At 72.3% G+C, this 17551-nt stretch carries 12 protein-coding genes; 6 read left to right on the top strand and 6 right to left on the bottom strand.

The annotated features are described in order from the left end of the window. Window positions 1-8: 8 nt before the first annotated feature. Together AC07FK_RS09935 and AC07FK_RS09930 are read left to right on the top strand one after the other, a co-directional pair. Window positions 9-1088: an NAD(P)H-dependent amine dehydrogenase family protein gene (locus AC07FK_RS09935; RefSeq protein WP_479104177.1), complete on the top strand. Its 1080-nt coding sequence runs from the start codon at window positions 9-11 to the stop codon at window positions 1086-1088. Continuing rightward, window positions 1085-1564: a carboxymuconolactone decarboxylase family protein gene (locus AC07FK_RS09930; protein ID WP_479104176.1), complete on the top strand. Its 480-nt coding sequence runs from the start codon at window positions 1085-1087 to the stop codon at window positions 1562-1564. Before AC07FK_RS09935 ends, AC07FK_RS09930 begins: the two co-directional genes overlap by 4 nt. A gap of 49 nt (window positions 1565-1613) precedes the next feature. On the opposite strand, the gene AC07FK_RS09925 is transcribed toward AC07FK_RS09930, so the two are convergent. Together AC07FK_RS09925 and AC07FK_RS09920 are read right to left on the bottom strand one after the other, a co-directional pair. Next, on the bottom strand, window positions 1614-3260 hold the full coding sequence (locus AC07FK_RS09925) for a GMC oxidoreductase (RefSeq protein WP_479104174.1): 1647 nt from the start codon (window positions 3258-3260) through the stop codon (window positions 1614-1616). A 61-nt stretch (window positions 3261-3321) separates the two neighbouring features. Further along, window positions 3322-4986 (bottom strand): peptide-N4-asparagine amidase, encoded by a 1665-nt coding sequence (locus AC07FK_RS09920; RefSeq protein WP_479104172.1) that lies wholly within the window; start codon window positions 4984-4986, stop codon window positions 3322-3324. Between the two features lie 155 nt (window positions 4987-5141). On the opposite strand from AC07FK_RS09920, the gene AC07FK_RS09915 reads away from it, so the two are divergent. Beyond that, window positions 5142-7013, top strand: coding sequence for an ABC transporter transmembrane domain-containing protein (locus tag AC07FK_RS09915; RefSeq protein WP_479104946.1), 1872 nt, complete (start codon window positions 5142-5144; stop codon window positions 7011-7013). Then, entirely contained in the window at window positions 7010-8791 is a 1782-nt protein-coding gene (locus tag AC07FK_RS09910; protein WP_479104171.1) for an ABC transporter ATP-binding protein, read from the top strand. The genes AC07FK_RS09915 and AC07FK_RS09910 overlap by 4 nt, the downstream gene beginning before the upstream one ends. Before the next feature lie 125 nt (window positions 8792-8916). Here AC07FK_RS09910 and AC07FK_RS09905 read toward each other — a convergent pair whose 3' ends face one another. The 4 genes from AC07FK_RS09905 to AC07FK_RS09890 all read right to left on the bottom strand — a co-directional run bounded on the left by AC07FK_RS09905 (window position 8917) and on the right by AC07FK_RS09890 (window position 14011). Beyond that, the gene (locus tag AC07FK_RS09905; protein WP_479104170.1) at window positions 8917-10395 is read right to left on the bottom strand and encodes a SulP family inorganic anion transporter; all 1479 of its coding nucleotides are present in this window, start codon (window positions 10393-10395) and stop codon (window positions 8917-8919) included. Window positions 10396-10627: 232 nt separating this feature from the next. Next, window positions 10628-11011 carry a hypothetical protein gene (locus AC07FK_RS09900; protein WP_479104168.1) on the bottom strand — a complete coding sequence of 128 codons (384 nt, stop codon included), beginning with the start codon at window positions 11009-11011 and terminating at the stop codon, window positions 10628-10630. Window positions 11012-11205: 194 nt separating this feature from the next. Then, the gene (locus AC07FK_RS09895; protein WP_479104167.1) at window positions 11206-13149 is read right to left on the bottom strand and encodes a flavin monoamine oxidase family protein; all 1944 of its coding nucleotides are present in this window, start codon (window positions 13147-13149) and stop codon (window positions 11206-11208) included. Between the two features lie 70 nt (window positions 13150-13219). Continuing rightward, a complete protein-coding gene (locus AC07FK_RS09890) occupies window positions 13220-14011 on the bottom strand; it encodes a metal-dependent hydrolase (protein ID WP_479104165.1) in 792 nt (263 codons plus the stop codon). A 121-nt stretch (window positions 14012-14132) separates the two neighbouring features. Here AC07FK_RS09890 and AC07FK_RS09885 point away from each other — a divergent pair, with 121 nt between their 5' ends. Together AC07FK_RS09885 and AC07FK_RS09880 are read left to right on the top strand one after the other, a co-directional pair. After that, window positions 14133-16646, top strand: coding sequence for a DEAD/DEAH box helicase (locus AC07FK_RS09885; RefSeq protein WP_479104163.1), 2514 nt, complete (start codon window positions 14133-14135; stop codon window positions 16644-16646). A gap of 24 nt (window positions 16647-16670) precedes the next feature. Continuing rightward, the gene (locus tag AC07FK_RS09880; RefSeq protein ID WP_479104162.1) at window positions 16671-17549 is read left to right on the top strand and encodes an acyl-CoA thioesterase; all 879 of its coding nucleotides are present in this window, start codon (window positions 16671-16673) and stop codon (window positions 17547-17549) included. Window positions 17550-17551: the final 2 nt, after the last annotated feature.

Here is a 17551-nt window from a genome sequence, read left to right as displayed (position 1 = left end):
TCCGCCGCATGATTTCCACGGTGGTCTGGGGAACCGGCAATGTCGGCCGCGCCGCTGTCCGCGCCGTCGACGCCCATCCGGCGCTGCGGCTCGCGGCCGTTCTCGTGCACGACCCCGCCAAGGCGGGCCGCGACGCGGGCGACCTCGCCGGTCTCGGCCGCCGGCTGGGGGTGGCCGCGACCGACGACGTCGACGCGGTACTGGCCACCCGTCCGCGCGCCGTGGTGTACGCGGCGTCCGGCGACATGCGCCCCGACGAGGCCCTCGCCGACATCGTCCGGGCGATCCGGGCCGGAGCCGTGGTCGTCAGCCCTTCGCTGTACGCACTGTACGACCAGCGCAACGCTCCCCCGGAGCTGCGCGAGCCCGTGCTGGCCGCTGTCGCCGAGGGCGGCGGCTCACTGTTCGTCTCCGGTGTCGATCCCGGCTGGGGCAACGACGTACTGCCGCTCCTGATCAGCGGACTCGCCACCACGGTGGACGTGATCCGCTGCCAGGAGATCTTCGACTACTCGACCTACGACCAGCCCGACTCGGTCCGCCACCTGGTCGGCATGGGGCAACCGATGGACTACGAGCCGCCCATGCTCGCGCCGACGGTCCCGACGATGGTGTGGGGCGGGCAGATACGGCTCATGGCCAGGGCGCTGGGCGTCGAACTGGACGAGATCCGCGAGACCCTGGACCGGCGCCCGCTCGACGCCACGGTGACCACCCGGACAATGGGCGAGTTCGCGGCGGGCACCCAGGGGGCGGTGCGCTTCGAGGTGCAGGGCGTCGTCGCGGGCGAACCGCGCATCGTCATCGAGCACGTCACCCGCATCCACCCGTCGTGCGCCCCGGACTGGCCGACGCCGCCGGACGGCGCGGGGGCGCACCGGGTCGTCATCGAGGGCCGCCCCCGCATCGAGGTCACGGTGGAGGCCACGGACGAGGGTGAGAACCGGTCGGCGGGCGGCAACGCCACGGCCGTGGGCCGCCTGGTGGGCGCGATCGACTGGCTCGCGGAGGCGAAGCCGGGACTCTACGACGCGCTGGACATCCCCCTGCGCCCGGGGGTCGGCAAGCTCGGAAGGAGCCGACGATGAACATCGACATCCCCGAGGGCAGGAACGCCATCGAGTACGTGTGGGGCGAGATGGTCCCCGGCATCGGGACCGCCGCCGCGGACTTCTCCCTCGCCGTGTACGCCCACACGACACTCGGTCTGCGCGAGTTCGAGGCCGCGCGGCTGCGGATCGCGCAGATCAACGGGTGCGCCTTCTGCCTCGACTGGCGGACCGAACGGGACGGGCGGAAGGTCGAGGAGGAGTTCGCCGAGGCGGTGGAGCACTGGCGCACGACCGACGCCTTCGACGACCGCACCCGGCTGGCCGCCGAGTACGCCGAGCGGTACGCCCTGGACCATCACGGCCTCGACGACGCGTTCTGGTCACGGATGACGGCGCACTACAGCCAGCTCCAGATCGTGGAGCTGAGCATGAGCATCGGGTCGTGGCTGGCGTTCGGCCGGCTCAACCACGTCCTGGGACTCGACACCGTGTGCGTGCTGCCCGGGCACTGAGGCGGGGTCCGGGGCCTGCCGGTGCGTCCGGCCGGCCCCGGAGGGACGGTCACCGCAGATCCGTTGCGATGATCCTCTCGATGTTGCGTTCGGCGAGCGCCGTGATGGTGACGAACGGGTTGACGCTGGCGTTGCCCGGGATCAGCGAGCCGTCGATGACGTAGAGACCGGGGTGCCCGTGCAGACGGCCGTAGTTGTCGGTGGCCCGGTCGAGCACCACGCCGCCGAGCGGGTGGTACGTCAGGTGGTCGCCCCAGATCTTCGACCCGCCGAAGAGGTCGGTCCGGTAGATGGTCCCCTCCTTGGCGTTGATCTTGTCGAAGATCGTCTTGGCGGCGTCGATGGACGGCTGCTTCCAGGCCGTCTGCCAGTTCAGGTCGGCCCGCGCGGCAGCGGCGTTCCAGGTGAACTCGGCGCGGTGCGGGTTCTTGGTGATGGACAGGTAGAACGAGGCGTACGTCTCGATCCCGGTCGGCAGCGGCGCCACCTCGGCGAACGCCCCGCCCGCGTCCCAGTTGTCGATGCCGGCCGTGGGCATCGAGGACTGGAGTTTCCCGGTCGCGTCCCACATGTGGTTGGCGCGGCCGCACATGACGTTGCCGTTGTCGCCCCAGCCCTTGCCGATCTCCTCGTTCAGGCGGGGCAGCGCGCCGGTGGCCTTGAGCTTCGTCAGCAGCTTGCTCGTACCGACGCTGCCGGCCGCGAAGAACACCCGGTCCGCCGTCACGCTCTTCGTGGCGATGGTGTCGCCGGTGGTGTCGATCTGGTCGATGACGATCGTGTAGCCCCCGCCGGACGCGGGGGTGACGGAGGTGACCCGGTGCAGCGCCGAGACGGTGACCCGGCCGGTCGCCCGCGCGCGGCCGAGGTAGGTCTGCTGCAGGGTCTTCTTGCCGTGGTTGTTGCCGTAGAGGACCTCGCCCTCCAGCGCCGACTTCGGCACGGTTCCGGCCGCTTCGCGTTTCATGTAGTCCCAGTCGTACACGTTGGGCACGAACACGAACGGGAAGCCGGAACGCTGGGCGTGCTTGCGGCCGACCCTGGCGTACTGGTAGCAGGCGGCGCTCTCCCACCAGGCCGGGTCTACGTGGTCGACGCCGAGCCCGGCGTTGGCACGCGGGTAGTAGACGTCGTACATCTCGGCGGCGTTCACCGACGGCAGGACGCCGCCGAAGTTCTCGCGTCTCGGCGTGACGGCCATGCCGCCGTTGACGAGGGAACCGCCGCCGACGCCCCGGCCCTGGTAGACGGTGATGCCGCTGAAGTCCTCGGCGTCGAGGATCCCGGTGTGGCGGGGCACCTCCTTGTCGAGCGGGAAGCCGAGGAAGGTGCTGAGCGGCTGTTTCGTCTTCGTACGGAGCCAGAAGGAGCGGTAGTCCGGCTTGGTCGTGTTGGCGAAGATCCTGCCGTCCGGGCCGGGGGTGTCCCAGGACATCCCCATCTCGATCATGTGCACGTCGACGCCGGCCTGGGCGAGGCGCAGAGCGGCGACGGAGCCCCCGTATCCGGTGCCGACCACGAGAACGGGGACGTGGGCCCCGGGGGCGATCGCGGCGGCCGCCGGGACGACGCCCGGCTGGGCGGCGGCGGCGCGACCGCCGAGGGCGGCGGCGCCTAAAATGGAACCTGTTCCAGCAATGAAGCCACGACGCGAGAAGGCCCGAGAACCGGAGCCGGTCTTGGAGGTGTTACTCATGTGACGTCCCTCACTCGAGGTGAACGGAAACAGGTTCTACTGCCGTCGGCATGTGAAGTCACTACATACCTCCAGGTAATTTCCGGTCGCAGCGCAGCCTGTCCCGCGTCACCGTTCCCTGCGCGGTCTCGACGGTGCGGTCGTAGCAACCCGCCGTCCCGTACAGCCGGTAGCGCTCACTCGACGTGCCGACCGCGTGCCGCTGGTCGCGCGGGACGTTCGCCGTGTACGTCGCGTCGCCCTCGTACGCGTCGTCCAGCCGCGACCAGGACGTCCGCTTCCCGCCGCGCTCCTCGGCGGTGTCGGCGCGGTCGCCGAGCGCCAGCACGGTGCGCAGCCGGTCGCCCGCCCCGAGCGTGGTCGTCCCGTCCATCGTGTACGTGCGGTGGGCGCGCACGGCGGCGGCCGGGCCGTGGCCGTCGGTGGTGACGGTCTCGCGGTCCGTCCACGTGCCCTTGAGCGCGTCGAACTTCTCGCCGTCGGTCCAGCGGTGGACGGATGTGTGGCCCAGGGTGCGGTCCACCGTCGTGACGACGCGGCCGTGCGAGGTGTCCACCTGGCCGGAGACGATGAGCCGGTGGCCGCCCCGGGTGTCGACGCGGTGCTCGGAGCCCGCGGTGTGCAGGGAGGAGTTGACGGGCGCCCCGTCGTCGTGGCGGGTCAGGGCGCCCGTGACGACCTCGCTGCCCCGGTCCTGCCACACCAGCACGTTGACGGGGGTGCTCCAGCCGGTCTGCCCCTCGGGGACGCCGACGACGGAGACCTCCACGCGGTGCGGGCGGCCGTCGTTGAGCCGTCCGGCGAAGGGAGTCAGGTCGTACTGGACCGGCTTGACGTCGAAGGCGCGCGGGCCCGGGACGACGTACCAGAGGAACGGATTGGACCAGCCGCCGGTCCAGACCGTGGGGAACGGCGCGGCGATGCCCGCGAGCTGCCCGTCGACCGTGATCTGCACCTCCCGGTAGGGGCCGTCCGGCGTCGTGCAGGAGTACGGCGCCTCCTTCGGGGCGGACAGATACCAGTACTCCTCGCAGCCGCCGCCCGAGCCCGTGGCGTACACCTCGGCGATGATGCGCTCGGAGTTTCGGGGGGTGGTGAGCACGTCGCCGTCGAGGGTGAGCACACGGTCAGGAACGGCGGCCGGCCGGTCGCGGCCCTGCGCGGCGTAGAAGGTCAGGGTCGCCTCGACGTCGATGACGCCGGTGTACGTCTCGTCGACCACGTTGCCGATGAGCATCTCGACGGGCCGGGCGCGGCGCAGGGTGTCGCTGTAGCGCGTGACGTCCTTCTCCACGGACCAGGTGATGCCGTCGGGCGAGGGCTGCGGGGTGGAGGTGCGCAGTATCTCGACCCCGCCGATGCTCAAGTTGCCGAGCCGGTCGTACTGCCGTCCGGCGACCTTCCCTTCGAGGCGCAGGACCACCTTGCTCCAGCGGTCGCCGCAGCCCTCCGGGGGCGCGTACCGGCCCTTGTACGGGGTGAAGTCGCGGAACCGGGCCCGCGCGACCTTCACTTGGCAGGAGCGGGTGCCGGGGGCCGCGACGGGCGGGGCGGCGGTGACGGGATCGTGCCAGTCGCTGCCGAACTCCGCCGGCGGTTCCACGGCGGCGGCCGTCCCGGCGGGCTGGGGCGCCGGGGCCGCCGCGCCCGCCTGGCCGGCCCCGGTCACGGATCCGGCGGCCAGGACCAGTCCCAGGAGCATGCCCATGACGTGTGGTCGTCTCATGGGTCAGGAGTGAAGCCCGGGGCGAGCGAAGGCGCCAGCGGGATGTGCGATCTTGGCGCGTTCTGTGTCCTCGCGCCCGTAAATCGATTGCCATGCCAGGTGGAAAAAAGCGAACCTTGCACGGTTTCAGCCAGTACACCGAGCCGTGGGACGTCATGCAGATTCGCGATCTTCCGTATCCCGATCCGGGCGTCCCCGACGTCCGGTCAGGGCCCCGATTCCTCTACTGGCTCGGGCGGAACCAGCTGGGCGGTCAGGTGAAGTCCCTCTCCTGGGGGCTGCTTCACCAGTGCGGCGTCGCCGGGCTGCCGCTGGGCGTGGGCCTCGCCGTGCAGGCCGTGGTCGACAGATCCGGCAGGTCGCTGGCGCTCGCAGCCGGGCTGATCGCCCTGCTGGGCGCGGCGGTGGCCATCGGGGACACCATGCTGCACAGGACCGCCGTCACCAACTGGATCACCGCCGCCGCGCGCGTGCAGCAGCTGCTGGCCCGCAAGACGGCGGAGCTCGGCTCGGCGCTCACGCGCAGGGTCGCGGCGGGCGAGGTCGTCGCGGTCTCCACCGGCGACGTCGAGAAGATCGGCTGGTTCGTCGAGGCGCTCTCGCGCTTCGCCGCCGCCGCCCTCACACTCGTCGTCGTGTGCGTGGGGCTTGTGGTCTACCAGCCCGCCCTCGGCGTCGTCGTGGCGATCGGAGTGCCCGTACTGGCTCTGGCCGTCCTGCCGTTGCTGCCGAAGGCCACCCGGCGCGCCGACGCGCAGCGCGAACTGGCGGGCAAGGCGACCGAGCTGGCGTCCGACACCGTCGCGGGACTGCGCGTCCTGCGCGGCATCGGCGGCGAGGAGCTGTTCCTCGGCCGCTACCGCGACGCCTCGCAGAAGGTGCGCAGAGCGGCCGTCCGCAGTGCCCGCATGTGGGCGCTCATCTCGGCGGTCCAGGTCCTGCTGCCGGGTCTGCTGCTGATCACGGTCGTGGTGTACGGCGCGAAGCTCACTCTCGACGGACGGGTCACGGTGGGTGAACTGGTCACCGTGTACAGCGCGGTGACGCTCCTGCTGTACCCGCTCCGGCACTTCGAGGAGATCGCGATGGCGTACTCCTTCTCGCGCCCCTCGGCCAAGCGCGCGGCGCGGGTGCTGTCGCTGGAGCGCACGGCGCACGCGCCGGACGACGACGCCCGGACCTCCGCCGGTGACGCGCCCCCGTCCGGGGACCTGTACGACCCGGCGACGGGACTGCTCGCCCCGGCGGGCCGGTTCACCGCCGTCGTGTGCGGCGACCCCGATCTGGCGGGCCGGCTCGCGGAGCGTCTCGGCGGCCACTCCACCTCGGACGCCGCCGACGACGCCGACGCGGCCGGGACCGGGGCCGGGCACGGGACGCCGCCCTCGGCACTGCTCGGCGGGGTGGCGCTCGACGACCTGCCGCTGATCGCCGCTCGGGGCGCCGTACTGGTCCAGGACAAGGACCCGGTGCTGCTGTCGGGCACGCTCGCCGAGCTGCTCGACGTACCGGCCTCCGGGAAGGTGTCGGCGGCGGACGCGCTGGACGCGGCGCAGTGCGCGGACGTCCTGGCGGCGCTCGCGCAGGCCGCGGCCGACCGCACGGACGACCCGATGCGCACCCGGATCACGGAGCGCGGGCGTTCGCTCTCCGGCGGGCAGCGCCAGCGCCTCGCGCTGGCGCGCTCTCTGGTGACCGACCCGGAGGTGCTCGTCCTGGACGAGCCGACCTCGGCCGTCGACTCGCACACCGAGGCGCGGGTCGCGGCGGGCGTGAAGCGGCTGCGGACAGGACGTACGACCGTCGTCCTCGCCTCGTCGCCGCTGGTGCTCGACCAGGCCGACCGGGTGGTTCTCGTGCACGAGGGCCGGGTCGCCGCGGTCGGCACGCACCGCGAACTGCTGCACACCGACCCGCGGTACCGCGCGGTCGTCACCCGCGAGACGGAATCCGAAGACGCCGCGAACGCCGTGATCGCACGGCCCGTGGAACACGCTGTACGGGAAGAAATCGAGGAATCGGCATGATCGGCGTGGCGCCACCGGCCTACGACCCGGCCGCACCGCAGACGGCGACGACCCTGCCCGTCGGCAGTCCCGCGACCGTGCGGACGTACGTACGCGAGCTGATGAGCCGGCACCGCCGGGCGTTCACCGTGCTCGTGTCGTTCAACGCGGTCGCCGTCATCGCCTCGATGGCGGGCCCCTACCTCCTGGGCTCGCTCGTCGAGGACCTCGCGGACGGGGCCCGCGAACTGCACCTGGAGCGCACGGCGGCGGTCTTCGCCGTCGCCCTGCTCGTCCAGACGCTGTTCACCAACCGGATGCGGCTGCGGGCCGCGATGCTCGGCGAGGAGATGCTGGCCGACCTGCGCGAGGACTTCCTCGTACGGTCGGTCGGCCTGCCGCCGGGCGTCCTGGAGCGGGCGGGCACCGGCGATCTGCTGTCGCGCATCACCACCGACATCGACCGGCTGGCGAACGCGATGCGCGAGGCCGTGCCGCAGCTCGCCATCGGCGTGGTGTGGGCGGGGCTGCTGATCGGCGGGCTCACCGTCACTGCGCCGCCGCTGGCGCTGGCCGTCCTGGTGGCCGTTCCGGTGCTGGTCGCCGGGTGCCGCTGGTATTTCAGGCGGGCGCCGTCGGCGTACCGCTCGGAGGCGGCGGGCTACGCCGCGGTCGCCGCGATGCTCGCGGAGACGGTGGACGCGGGACGGACCATCGAGGCGCACCGCCTCGGCGACCGCCGGGTGGCCCTCTCGGAGCAGCGCGTGCGCGAGTGGACGGCGTGGGAGCGGTACACGCTGTGGCTGCGGTCGGTGCTCTTCCCCGTCATCAGCGTCACCCACATCACGATCCTGTGCTCGGTCGTGCTGATCGGCGGCGTCTTCGTCCTGGAGGGCTGGATCGACGTCGGCCAGCTGACCACGGGCGCGCTGCTGGCGCAGATGCTGGTCGACCCGGTCAACCTCATCCTGCGCTGGTACGACGAACTCCAGGTCGCGCAGGTGTCCCTGGCGCGGCTGGTCGGCGTACGGGAGATCGAGCCGGACGCCGGCGAGGGGCGGCTCGCGCCGGACGGCCGGACGGTACGGGCGGACGCGGTGCACTTCGGGTACCGCGAGGGTGTCGACGTACTGCACCGGGTGAGCCTGGACGTGGCGCCGGGGACGCGGATGGCGCTGGTCGGCCCCTCGGGCGCGGGCAAGTCCACCCTCGGCCGGCTGCTGGCCGGCATCTACGCCCCGCGCGCGGGCGAAGTGACCCTGGGCGGCGCGGAGCTGTCCCGGATGCCGGCCGAGCGGGTGCGCGAGCACGTGGCGCTGGTCAACCAGGAGCACCACGTGTTCGTGGGCTCCCTGCGCGACAACCTGCTGCTGGCCCGTACGGGCGCGGACGACGCGCAGCTGTGGGCGGCGCTCGGCGCGGTCGACGCGGACGGCTGGGCGCGGGCGCTGGACGACGAGCTGGACACCGAGGTCGGCTCGGGCGGCCACACGCTCACCCCGGCGCAGGCGCAGCAGATCGCGCTGGCGCGCCTGGTGCTCGCCGATCCGCACACGCTGGTGCTGGACGAGGCGACCTCTCTCCTCGACCCGCGGGCGGCGCGCCACCTGGAGCGGTCACTGGCCCGGGTCCTCGACGGCCGCACGGTCGTGGCGATCGCGCACCGGCTGCACACGGCGCACGACGCCGATGTGATCGCGGTCGTCGAGGAGGGCCGGATCAGCGAACTCGGCAGCCACGACGAACTGGTGGCGGCGAACGGCGCGTACGCGGCCCTGTGGCGGTCCTGGCACGGGTGACCGGAGTGGCCAGGGCCTGCGGCGCGCCCCGGCGGGGGTGCGCGCCGCAGGCCCGAACGCGGCCCTCACCCCCGGCCGCGCTCAGGGCTCGGCCGGGGACGGGGGGGACCGCGGACAAGGGGCGGTCAGGCGGCGACGCGTACCGGTTCCACGCCCGCTTCGTTGTGGCGGTCGGTCCAGCTCGTCAGGGCGGCGCCGCAGGCGTGGTCCATGTGGCGCAGGCCCGTCAGGTCGAGTTCGATCGGCCGGTCGCGCGGCAGCGCCTCCAGCGCGTCGAGGAGCTTCGGCAGGCGCAGGAAGGTGGCGTTGCCGAGAACGCGGACGCGGACCGGGCCCGCCGGGCCCTCGTCGCCGGCGCTGACCTCCACGTGGACGTGGGAGGTCTCCCACGCCGTCTTCGCCACCGCCAGCAGCAAGCCGATCAGCACCCCTTCGAACATGTTGGTGACGACGATCGCGAGGGCCGTGGCCGCCAGTACCACCGCCTCGCCCCGGTGCTCCCGCCACAGTGGAGCCAGGTCCCTGACCGGGATCAGTTTCCAGCCCGCGTGCACCAGCACACCGGCCAGCGCGGCCACCGGAATCACCCCCAGCGCGGCGGGAAACAGCGCGGCGAAGACGAGCAGCCACACACCGTGCAGCACGCGGGACGCCTTGGTGCGCGCCCCTGCCCGGAGGTTGGCGGAGCTGCGTACGATCACCGCCGTCATCGGCAGCGCGCCGAGCATGCCGCACACCGTGTTGCCCGCGCCCTGGGCGACGAGCTCCTTGTCGTAGTCGGTCCTCGGTCCGTCGTGCAGCCGGTCCACGGCCGCCGCGCTGAACAGGCTCTCGGCCGACGCGATCAGGGTGAAGGCGATCACCGTGCCCAGCAGGCCGGCCTCGGCGAGCCGGCCGAAGTCGGCGGCGCCGGGCGGCTGTACGGCGTCGAGCAGGCCCTGCACCTCGACCCGGGCGACCGGCGGGTCGAAGACGACGGCGGCCAGGGTCGCCAGCGCAACCGCCGCCAGCGGGGCGGGCAGCACGCGCGCCGCCGCCGGAATCCTCGGCCACAGCACCAGCACCAGCACCGTGCCGGCCCCGATGGCGAGGGCGGCCAGGGCCGGTCCGGACGCGAAGACGCCGGCCGCGAGACCCGGCAGGCCGCCGATCTTCGCCGGGCCGCCGGCCGGCGCCTCGGCGTCGACCAATGCGTACAACTGGCCCGCGATGAGCACGAGTCCGATGCCCGCGAGCATGCCCTGCACCACCGCGATCGAGATCGCCCGGAACCAGCGGCCGAGCCGGAGCGCTCCCATGGCGAGCTGCAGCACCCCCGCGCCCAGCACGATCACGCCGAGAGCGCCGATCCCGTACGCCTGCACGGCCTCGTACACGAGCACCGTCATGCCGGCCGCCGGGCCGCTGACCTGGAGGGAGCTGCCGGGCAGCAGCCCGGTGACGAGGCCGCCCACGATGCCGGTGACCAGACCGAGTTCGGCGGGTACGCCGGAGGCGACGGCCACGCCCACGCACAGCGGCACGGCCACGAGGAAGACGACGAGCGAGGCGGTGAAGTCGGCCCGCAGGTCACCGGGGTCACGTCGTCCGAGAAGTTTCCTCACACTCCGGTTCACGGGGTTCACGCCGGCGCTCACAGCGGAAGGAACGCGTCGGCGGCGGGCCGGCGGGCGGGAACCGCGCCGGGGCACCGCGGGCGGGCAGGGTCGAGGAAGGTCTGCATGGGGGGATCGCCTCCAGGAGCGAGGGCAGGGCCGTGATGACGTATCGGTACGTAGTACGGGATTTCGTCCCGTACCGCTCAACGCGTACGGATCTTCGGTCCGTACGGCCGCGTCAGCAGCGGAAGACCTGGAGGGCGACCGGGAGCTCCCCCGATCTGGACGGCGCGTGGCCGCGGGGCGCGCCGCCGTCGGTCGCGACGGCGTGCCGGGCCGGGTCCGCGGGCGGGGCCGGCAGGGCGTGGGCCGCGAGGAGGGTCGTCTGGGGCGCGCCGGTCCCGGGCCGCTGCGCGCGGCGCACCTGCCCGGAGCGGGCGACACCGTCGGAGTCGGGCGGCGAGCAGGAGCCCTGCCCGGCGACGGGAGGGGCCGCCCCGGGCGCGGTGACGGACAGCGGCTCCGCGGCGGGCGCCGCGGCGGAGCCGCCCGTCGCGGCCGCGAGGGACAGGAGCGCGAACACCGCGAGCAGCAGTGCCTTGGCGGCGGTGGTCCGCGGCACGCTCTCCCCTCCCCCGGACGTCGTGGCGGGCGCGGCGCCCTGTCGAGCACCGGCACCATTGTGTTCAGGAGTAGGCCCCGAACGGCAACTCCGGCCATTACAACGGCGTTAACTCTCCGCGAACAGGCTCGAATCGATCGCGCGGTGCGACCGTCAGCCGGTCACGCGGCCGGCCGCACCGCGGCGTACGGCCGTCAGCGACCGCCGGCGTGCACCTCCAGCGCCGCGCGGACCGCCGACTCCAGCGCGCCCTCGATCCAGGCGGGCTTCAGCGACGTGTGGCAGCCGGCGAAGTACAGCGGGCCTTCCGGGGTGCGCGTGTCCGGGAAGATCTCGGTGTGCTGTCCGGGGAGCAGTACGGACGCCTCCCCGTACGCGTACGGGTCACGCTGCCAGCTCTGGGTGCGGCCGACGCCCGTGAAGAAGACCTCCAGCCGCTGCCCGTACACCTCCTGCATGCCGCGCAGCGCGAGCGCGTAACGGGCCTCGTCGTCGTAGGCGTCCCAGCGCCTGGCGTCGTCGGCCCAGCTGTACGACGCGAGCACGACGCCGCCGTCGCTGCCCGGCACCCGGTGGGACGGGTTGAACATGAAGCGGTTCGGGTTGTCGGTCACCGACCCGCCGCCGACGACCTGCGCCGCCTCCGGCTGGTCGCGGGAGACCCAGCAGTGCGCCGCGTAGTGCGTGCGCTGCTCCTCGGAGAGGTGACCGGGCGGCACGGAGGGATGGGCGCCGAGCAGCCGCCCGTCGTCCGGCACCGCGCCCTTGCGGTAGGCGTCGTACAGCCCGGGGTCCATGGCGTTCAGTTCGCGCTTCCAGTCGTCCTCACTCATCTCCCACCAGCGGCGGCTGAATTCGAGGAGGACCTTGGTGGCGCTGTCGTAGTGCACTTCGCTCACGGCCCGGCGCTTGCGGTACGAGAGCTGGGGCGAGACCTGAACGTGCCGCAGACCGGAGAAGGGGATGGTGACGACGGCGGCGTCGCCGGAGAACTCCTCGCGCACCACACGGCCGTCGCGCCCCTCGGAGACGGTGTGCAGCTTCACGCGCGGCCCGGAAGCTCTTTCGCCGCGCGTCTCGATGCGGGTGACGCGCCGGTCGAACCGCACGTGGTCGCGTACGTCGTCGAGGAGGGCGTCGGCGAGCACCGCCGTGCCGCCGGTCAGCTCGTAGAACTGCGTGCCGGGGCTGATCAGGGACGCGCCCATGAAGCTGTGCATGAACGACAGCGGGAGCCGGGACGTCATGTTCTCCAGCGTCCCGATGAGGTCGATCGTGCGGGTGTCGAGCTTCGCGTGCTCGGTGAGGAAGCGGTACATCGACCAGTCGCCGAAGCGCTGGACGATCCGTGCCCAGCCTTCGACGCGTTCGGGCATCGGCTTGTTGACGCGGGTGCCGTCGGGGCGGCGGGTGCTGTACTCGTCGCGCACCGGGTCCAGTGCCTGCCGCACGATCTCGGACGCCGGCACGTTCACGTACGCGCGCGGCACGCCGAAGGAGCGGTTGACCGCCTGCGGGTTCTTGGCGTAGTCGGCGCGACGCGCCCTGATCCCGTTGACGCGGATCCAGGTGCGGTACGCCGGCTTCCCGTCCGGGTCGGTGTCGATGTAGTGGAAGGGGCGGCGCTCGATGCCGAGGCGGTCGATCAGCCCGATGACCAGCGGGTGGCTGCCGGGGATGCGCATGGCGCCCGCCTCGGCGTACTGCTTCGGGTCGGCGAACGGCGGCTTGGCGTTCTCGTGGCCTCCGGTGCGGAACGTCTTGATCCGCCCGCCCGCCCGGTTCCCGTTGGCCTCGACGACGGTGACGCGGTGGCCCGCGCGCTTGAGCAGGGAGGCGGCGACCATGCCCGCCGGTCCGGCGCCGACGACGAGCACGTTCCTGGGCGCCGCGCCGGCCCGGGGCAGCCCCTCGCCGAGGAGGATCTTCTCGTACCGCGGGATCAGCGGCTGGTCGTGCTCGTCGACCACCAGCAGCGCGCGGGCGACTTCGAGGCACGTCTGCCAGTCGGCGGTGGAGCGGGGAGCGGCGGGCGCGGCGGCGGCGTCCGCCCCGGCAACGGCGGTGACGGCGGCGGCAGCGGCCACCGTCCCGGCGGCGGCGGTGAACTGACGGCGTGTCACATCTAAGGATTCCATGATCCCGTCAACCGGGCGGCGGTACGCGGGGCACCGGGTCGGGAGCCGAATTCACCCGAACGGAACCGCGTCAGATGAAGTTGAGCGCCGCCGCGCCGCCCACTCCCCCGAGCAGCATGAACGCCGGCATCAGCACCTTGAGCTCCACCCAGCTGCCCGCGCGGAACCGCAGCGCCTTCGGCGGCCCGATCGGGTACCAGCGCTTGCGGCCGACCGGTATGGGCCACAGGATCGGGCAGCCGGAGACCGTGAGCGCGTCACCGATGTCGTGCACCAGCGCGCCGAGCACGATCGGCAGGCCGAGCCAGAGGTACTCCTGGCCGTCGCCGGTGAACAGCCAGTCGGCGCCGTTGCCGGGTTGGTCCAGTACGTCGGCCAGAATCCACGCACTCGTCGCGCCGAGCAGCCACACCAGTACGTCGCTGGACACCCGGGCGGCCCGCCAGAGCAGGCCCTCCACCGCCAGCACCAGGTGGACGAAGAGGAGGACGAGCACCGCCCAGCGGCCACCCGTGTACGCCGCGAACGACGCGCCGCTGCCGATCATGACCGCCCAGAGCCAGGTGTGGGTGAGCGTGCGGTGACCCCCGGACCTGCGGGGGTCGCCCTGCTTCTTCGTGGCCTTGTAGACGGCGTACGACAGCTTGTCGACGATCTCGCACAGGCCGCGCGACACGGGTCCGAAGGCGCGCGAGATGGTCGCCGACTTGTGGTCGAGGTCCGGCGCGAGGGCCGCCCCCGCGCAGATCAGGGCTCCCACGACGAGCACGGGCCAGGGCATCGGGTGTCCGGCCGCGGCGGCCGCCGCACCCACCCCCAGCCAGGCCGCCGCTCCGGACAGTGAGTGCGCCGGTCCCATCATGGTCGTTCCCCGCCCGTTTGCTCTTGTGGTGTGCCCCCGTTGACACGGCAGCGTATCGCTCGTGATCTTCGAACGGCCGACCGGTTCCGTGTTCAGGGGGGAAGCCAGGCAAGATGGGGGCGTGACCCTTATCGATCAGATGCCCCCGACCGCCGACCCCGATGCCCTCTTCGAGGCTTTCACCTCATGGGCCGAGGGCCAGGGCATCAGTCTCTATCCCGCTCAGGAGGAGGCGCTGATCGAGGTGGTGTCCGGCGCGAACGTGATCCTTTCCACTCCGACCGGCTCCGGCAAGAGCCTCGTCGCGGCAGGCGCGCACTTCGCGGCCCTCGCCCAGGACAAGGTCACCTTCTACACCGCGCCGATCAAGGCCCTGGTCTCGGAGAAGTTCTTCGACCTGTGCAAGCTCTTCGGCACGGAGAACGTCGGCATGCTGACGGGCGACGCGTCCGTCAACGCCGACGCCCCGGTCATCGCCTGCACGGCGGAGGTGCTGGCCTCCATCGCGCTGCGCGACGGCAAGCACGCCGACATCGGCCAGGTCGTGATGGACGAGTTCCACTTCTACGCCGAACCCGACCGCGGCTGGGCGTGGCAGATCCCGCTCCTGGAACTGCCGCAGGCGCAGTTCGTCCTCATGTCGGCGACCCTCGGCGACGTCGCGATGTTCGAGAAGGACCTGACCCGGCGCACCGGCCGCCCCACCTCCGTCGTGCGCTCCGCGACCCGGCCGGTCCCGCTGTCGTACGAGTACCGCCTGACCCCCATCACCGAGACGCTGACCGAGCTCCTGGAGACCCGGCAGGCGCCGGTCTACATCGTGCACTTCACGCAGGCGGCGGCCGTCGAGCGGGCGCAGTCGCTGATGAGCATCAACATGTGCTCGCGCGAGGAGAAGGACCGGATCGCCGAGCTGATCGGCAACTTCCGCTTCACCACGAAGTTCGGCAAGAACCTCTCGCGTTTCGTGCGGCACGGCATCGGCGTGCACCACGCCGGCATGCTGCCCAAGTACCGCCGGCTCGTGGAGAAGCTCGCGCAGGCGGGTCTGCTGAAGGTCATCTGCGGTACGGACACCCTGGGCGTCGGCGTCAACGTCCCCATCCGCACGGTCCTGTTCACGGCGCTCACGAAGTACGACGGCACCCGCGTACGCACGCTCCGCGCCCGCGAGTTCCACCAGATCGCCGGCCGCGCGGGCCGGGCCGGGTTCGACACGGCGGGCCTGGTCGTCGCGCAGGCGCCCGAGCACGTCGTCGAGAACGAGAAGGCGCTCGCCAAGGCCGGCGACGACCCGAAGAAGCGCCGCAAGGTGGTCCGCAAGAAGGCCCCCGAGGGCTTCGTCGCCTGGTCGGAGTCCAGCTTCGACAAGCTCATCGGGTCCGACCCCGAGCCTCTGACCAGCCGCTTCCGGGTCACCCACACCATGCTGCTGTCGGTCATCGCCCGGCCCGGCAACCCCTTCGCGGCGATGCGCCATCTCCTGGAGGACAACCACGAGCCGCGCAAGGCGCAGCTGCGGCACATCCGCAGGGCCATCGCCATCTTCCGCTCACTGCTCGACGGCGGCGTCGTGGAGATGCTGGAGACCCCGGAGGCCGACGGCCGTACCGTACGGCTGACCGTCGACCTGCAGCAGGACTTCGCGCTCAACCAGCCGCTGTCGACGTTCGCGCTCGCCGCGTACGAGCTGCTGGACCCGGAGTCCCCCTCGTACGCCCTGGACATGGTCTCGGTGGTCGAGTCGACCCTGGACGACCCGCGCCAGATCCTCGCCGCCCAGCAGAACAAGGCGCGCGGCGAGGCGGTCGGCCGGATGAAGGCGGACGGCGTCGAGTACGAGGAGCGCATGGAGCGGCTCCAGGAGGTCACGTACCCCAAGCCGCTGGAAGAGCTGCTGTGGCACGGGTACAACGTCTACCGCAAGAGCCACCCGTGGGTGGGCGACCACCCGGTGTCCCCGAAGTCCGTGGTGCGCGACATGTACGAGCGGGCCATGACGTTCGCGGAGTTCACCTCGCACTACGAGCTCGCCCGCACCGAGGGCATCGTGCTGCGGTACCTGGCGGGCGCGTACAAGGCGCTGGAGCACACCATCCCGGACGACATCAAGTCGGAGGACCTGGAGGACCTGATCGCCTGGCTCGGCGAGCTGGTGCGCCAGGTCGACTCCAGCCTCCTCGACGAGTGGGAGCAGCTCGCCAACCCCGAGGTGGAGACGGCCGAGCAGGCGCAGGAGCGCGCCGACCAGGTCAAACCCGTCACGGCGAACGCGCGGGCCTTCCGGGTGCTCGTCCGCAACGCCATGTTCCGCCGCGTCGAGCTGGCCGCCCTGGACAACGTCCGTGAACTGGGCGAGCTCGACGGCGAGTCCGGCTGGGACGAGGACAGGTGGGGCGAGGCCATGGACGCGTACTGGGACGAGTACGAGGACCTGGGCACCGGGCCGGACGCCCGCGGCCCGAAGCTGCTGATGATCGAGGAGGACGCCGCTCACGGCCTGTGGCGCGTCCGTCAGACGTTCGCCGACCCCAACGGCGACCATGACTGGGGCATCAGCGCGGAGGTCGACCTCGCCGCCTCCGACGAGGAGGGGCGGGCGGTCGTCCGCGTCACCTCGGTCGGTCAGCTGTAGAAGAGAAACAAGGAGAACCGTCCCGTGACGACGAACCCCGCCGAACGGCTCGTCGACCTGCTCGACCTGGAGCAGATCGAGGTCAACATCTTCCGCGGCCGCAGCCCGCAGGAGTCCCTGCAACGCGTGTTCGGCGGACAGGTCGCCGGCCAGGCGCTGGTCGCCGCCGGGCGTACGACCGGGGGCGACCGGCCGGTGCACTCGCTGCACGCGTACTTCCTGCGGCCCGGACGGCCCGGCGTGCCGATCGTCTACCAGGTGGAGCGGGTGCGGGACGGGCGCTCCTTCACCACCCGGCGGGTCACGGCCGTCCAGCAGGGCCGGACGATCTTCAACCTGACCGCCTCCTTCCACCAGCCGGAGGAGGCCGCCTTCGAGCACCAGCTGCCGCCGCGCCTCGAGTTTCCGGACCCGGACTCGCTGCCGACGGTGGTGGACGAGATCCGCGAGCACCTCGGTGAGCTGCCGGAGTCGCTGGAGCGGATGGCCCGCCGCCAGCCGTTCGACATCCGGTACGTCGACCGGCTGCGCTGGACCGCCGAGGAGGTCAAGGAGGCGGACCCGCGCAGCGCGGTGTGGATGCGGGCGGTCGGCCCGCTGGGCGACGACCAGTTGGTGCACACGTGCGCGCTGGCGTACGCGTCCGACATGACCCTGCTGGACGCGGTCCGCATCCCGGTGGAGCCGCTCTGGGGGCCGCGCACCTTCGACATCGCGTCGCTGGACCACGCGATGTGGTTCCACCGGCCGTTCCGGGCGGACGAGTGGTTCCTGTACGACCAGGAGTCCCCCGTCGCGACCGGCGCCCGGGGGCTGGCGCGGGGGCGGATCTACGACCGCGCGGGCAACCTGCTGGTGTCGGTGGTGCAGGAGGGGCTGTTCCGCCGGTTGCCGTCCGCCTGAGG

The sequence above is a fragment of the Streptomyces sp. NPDC046122 genome (assembly GCF_056429965.1).
The sequence above is the reverse complement of the archived record's forward strand: the minus strand, read 5'-3'. Positions and strand labels throughout refer to the sequence as shown.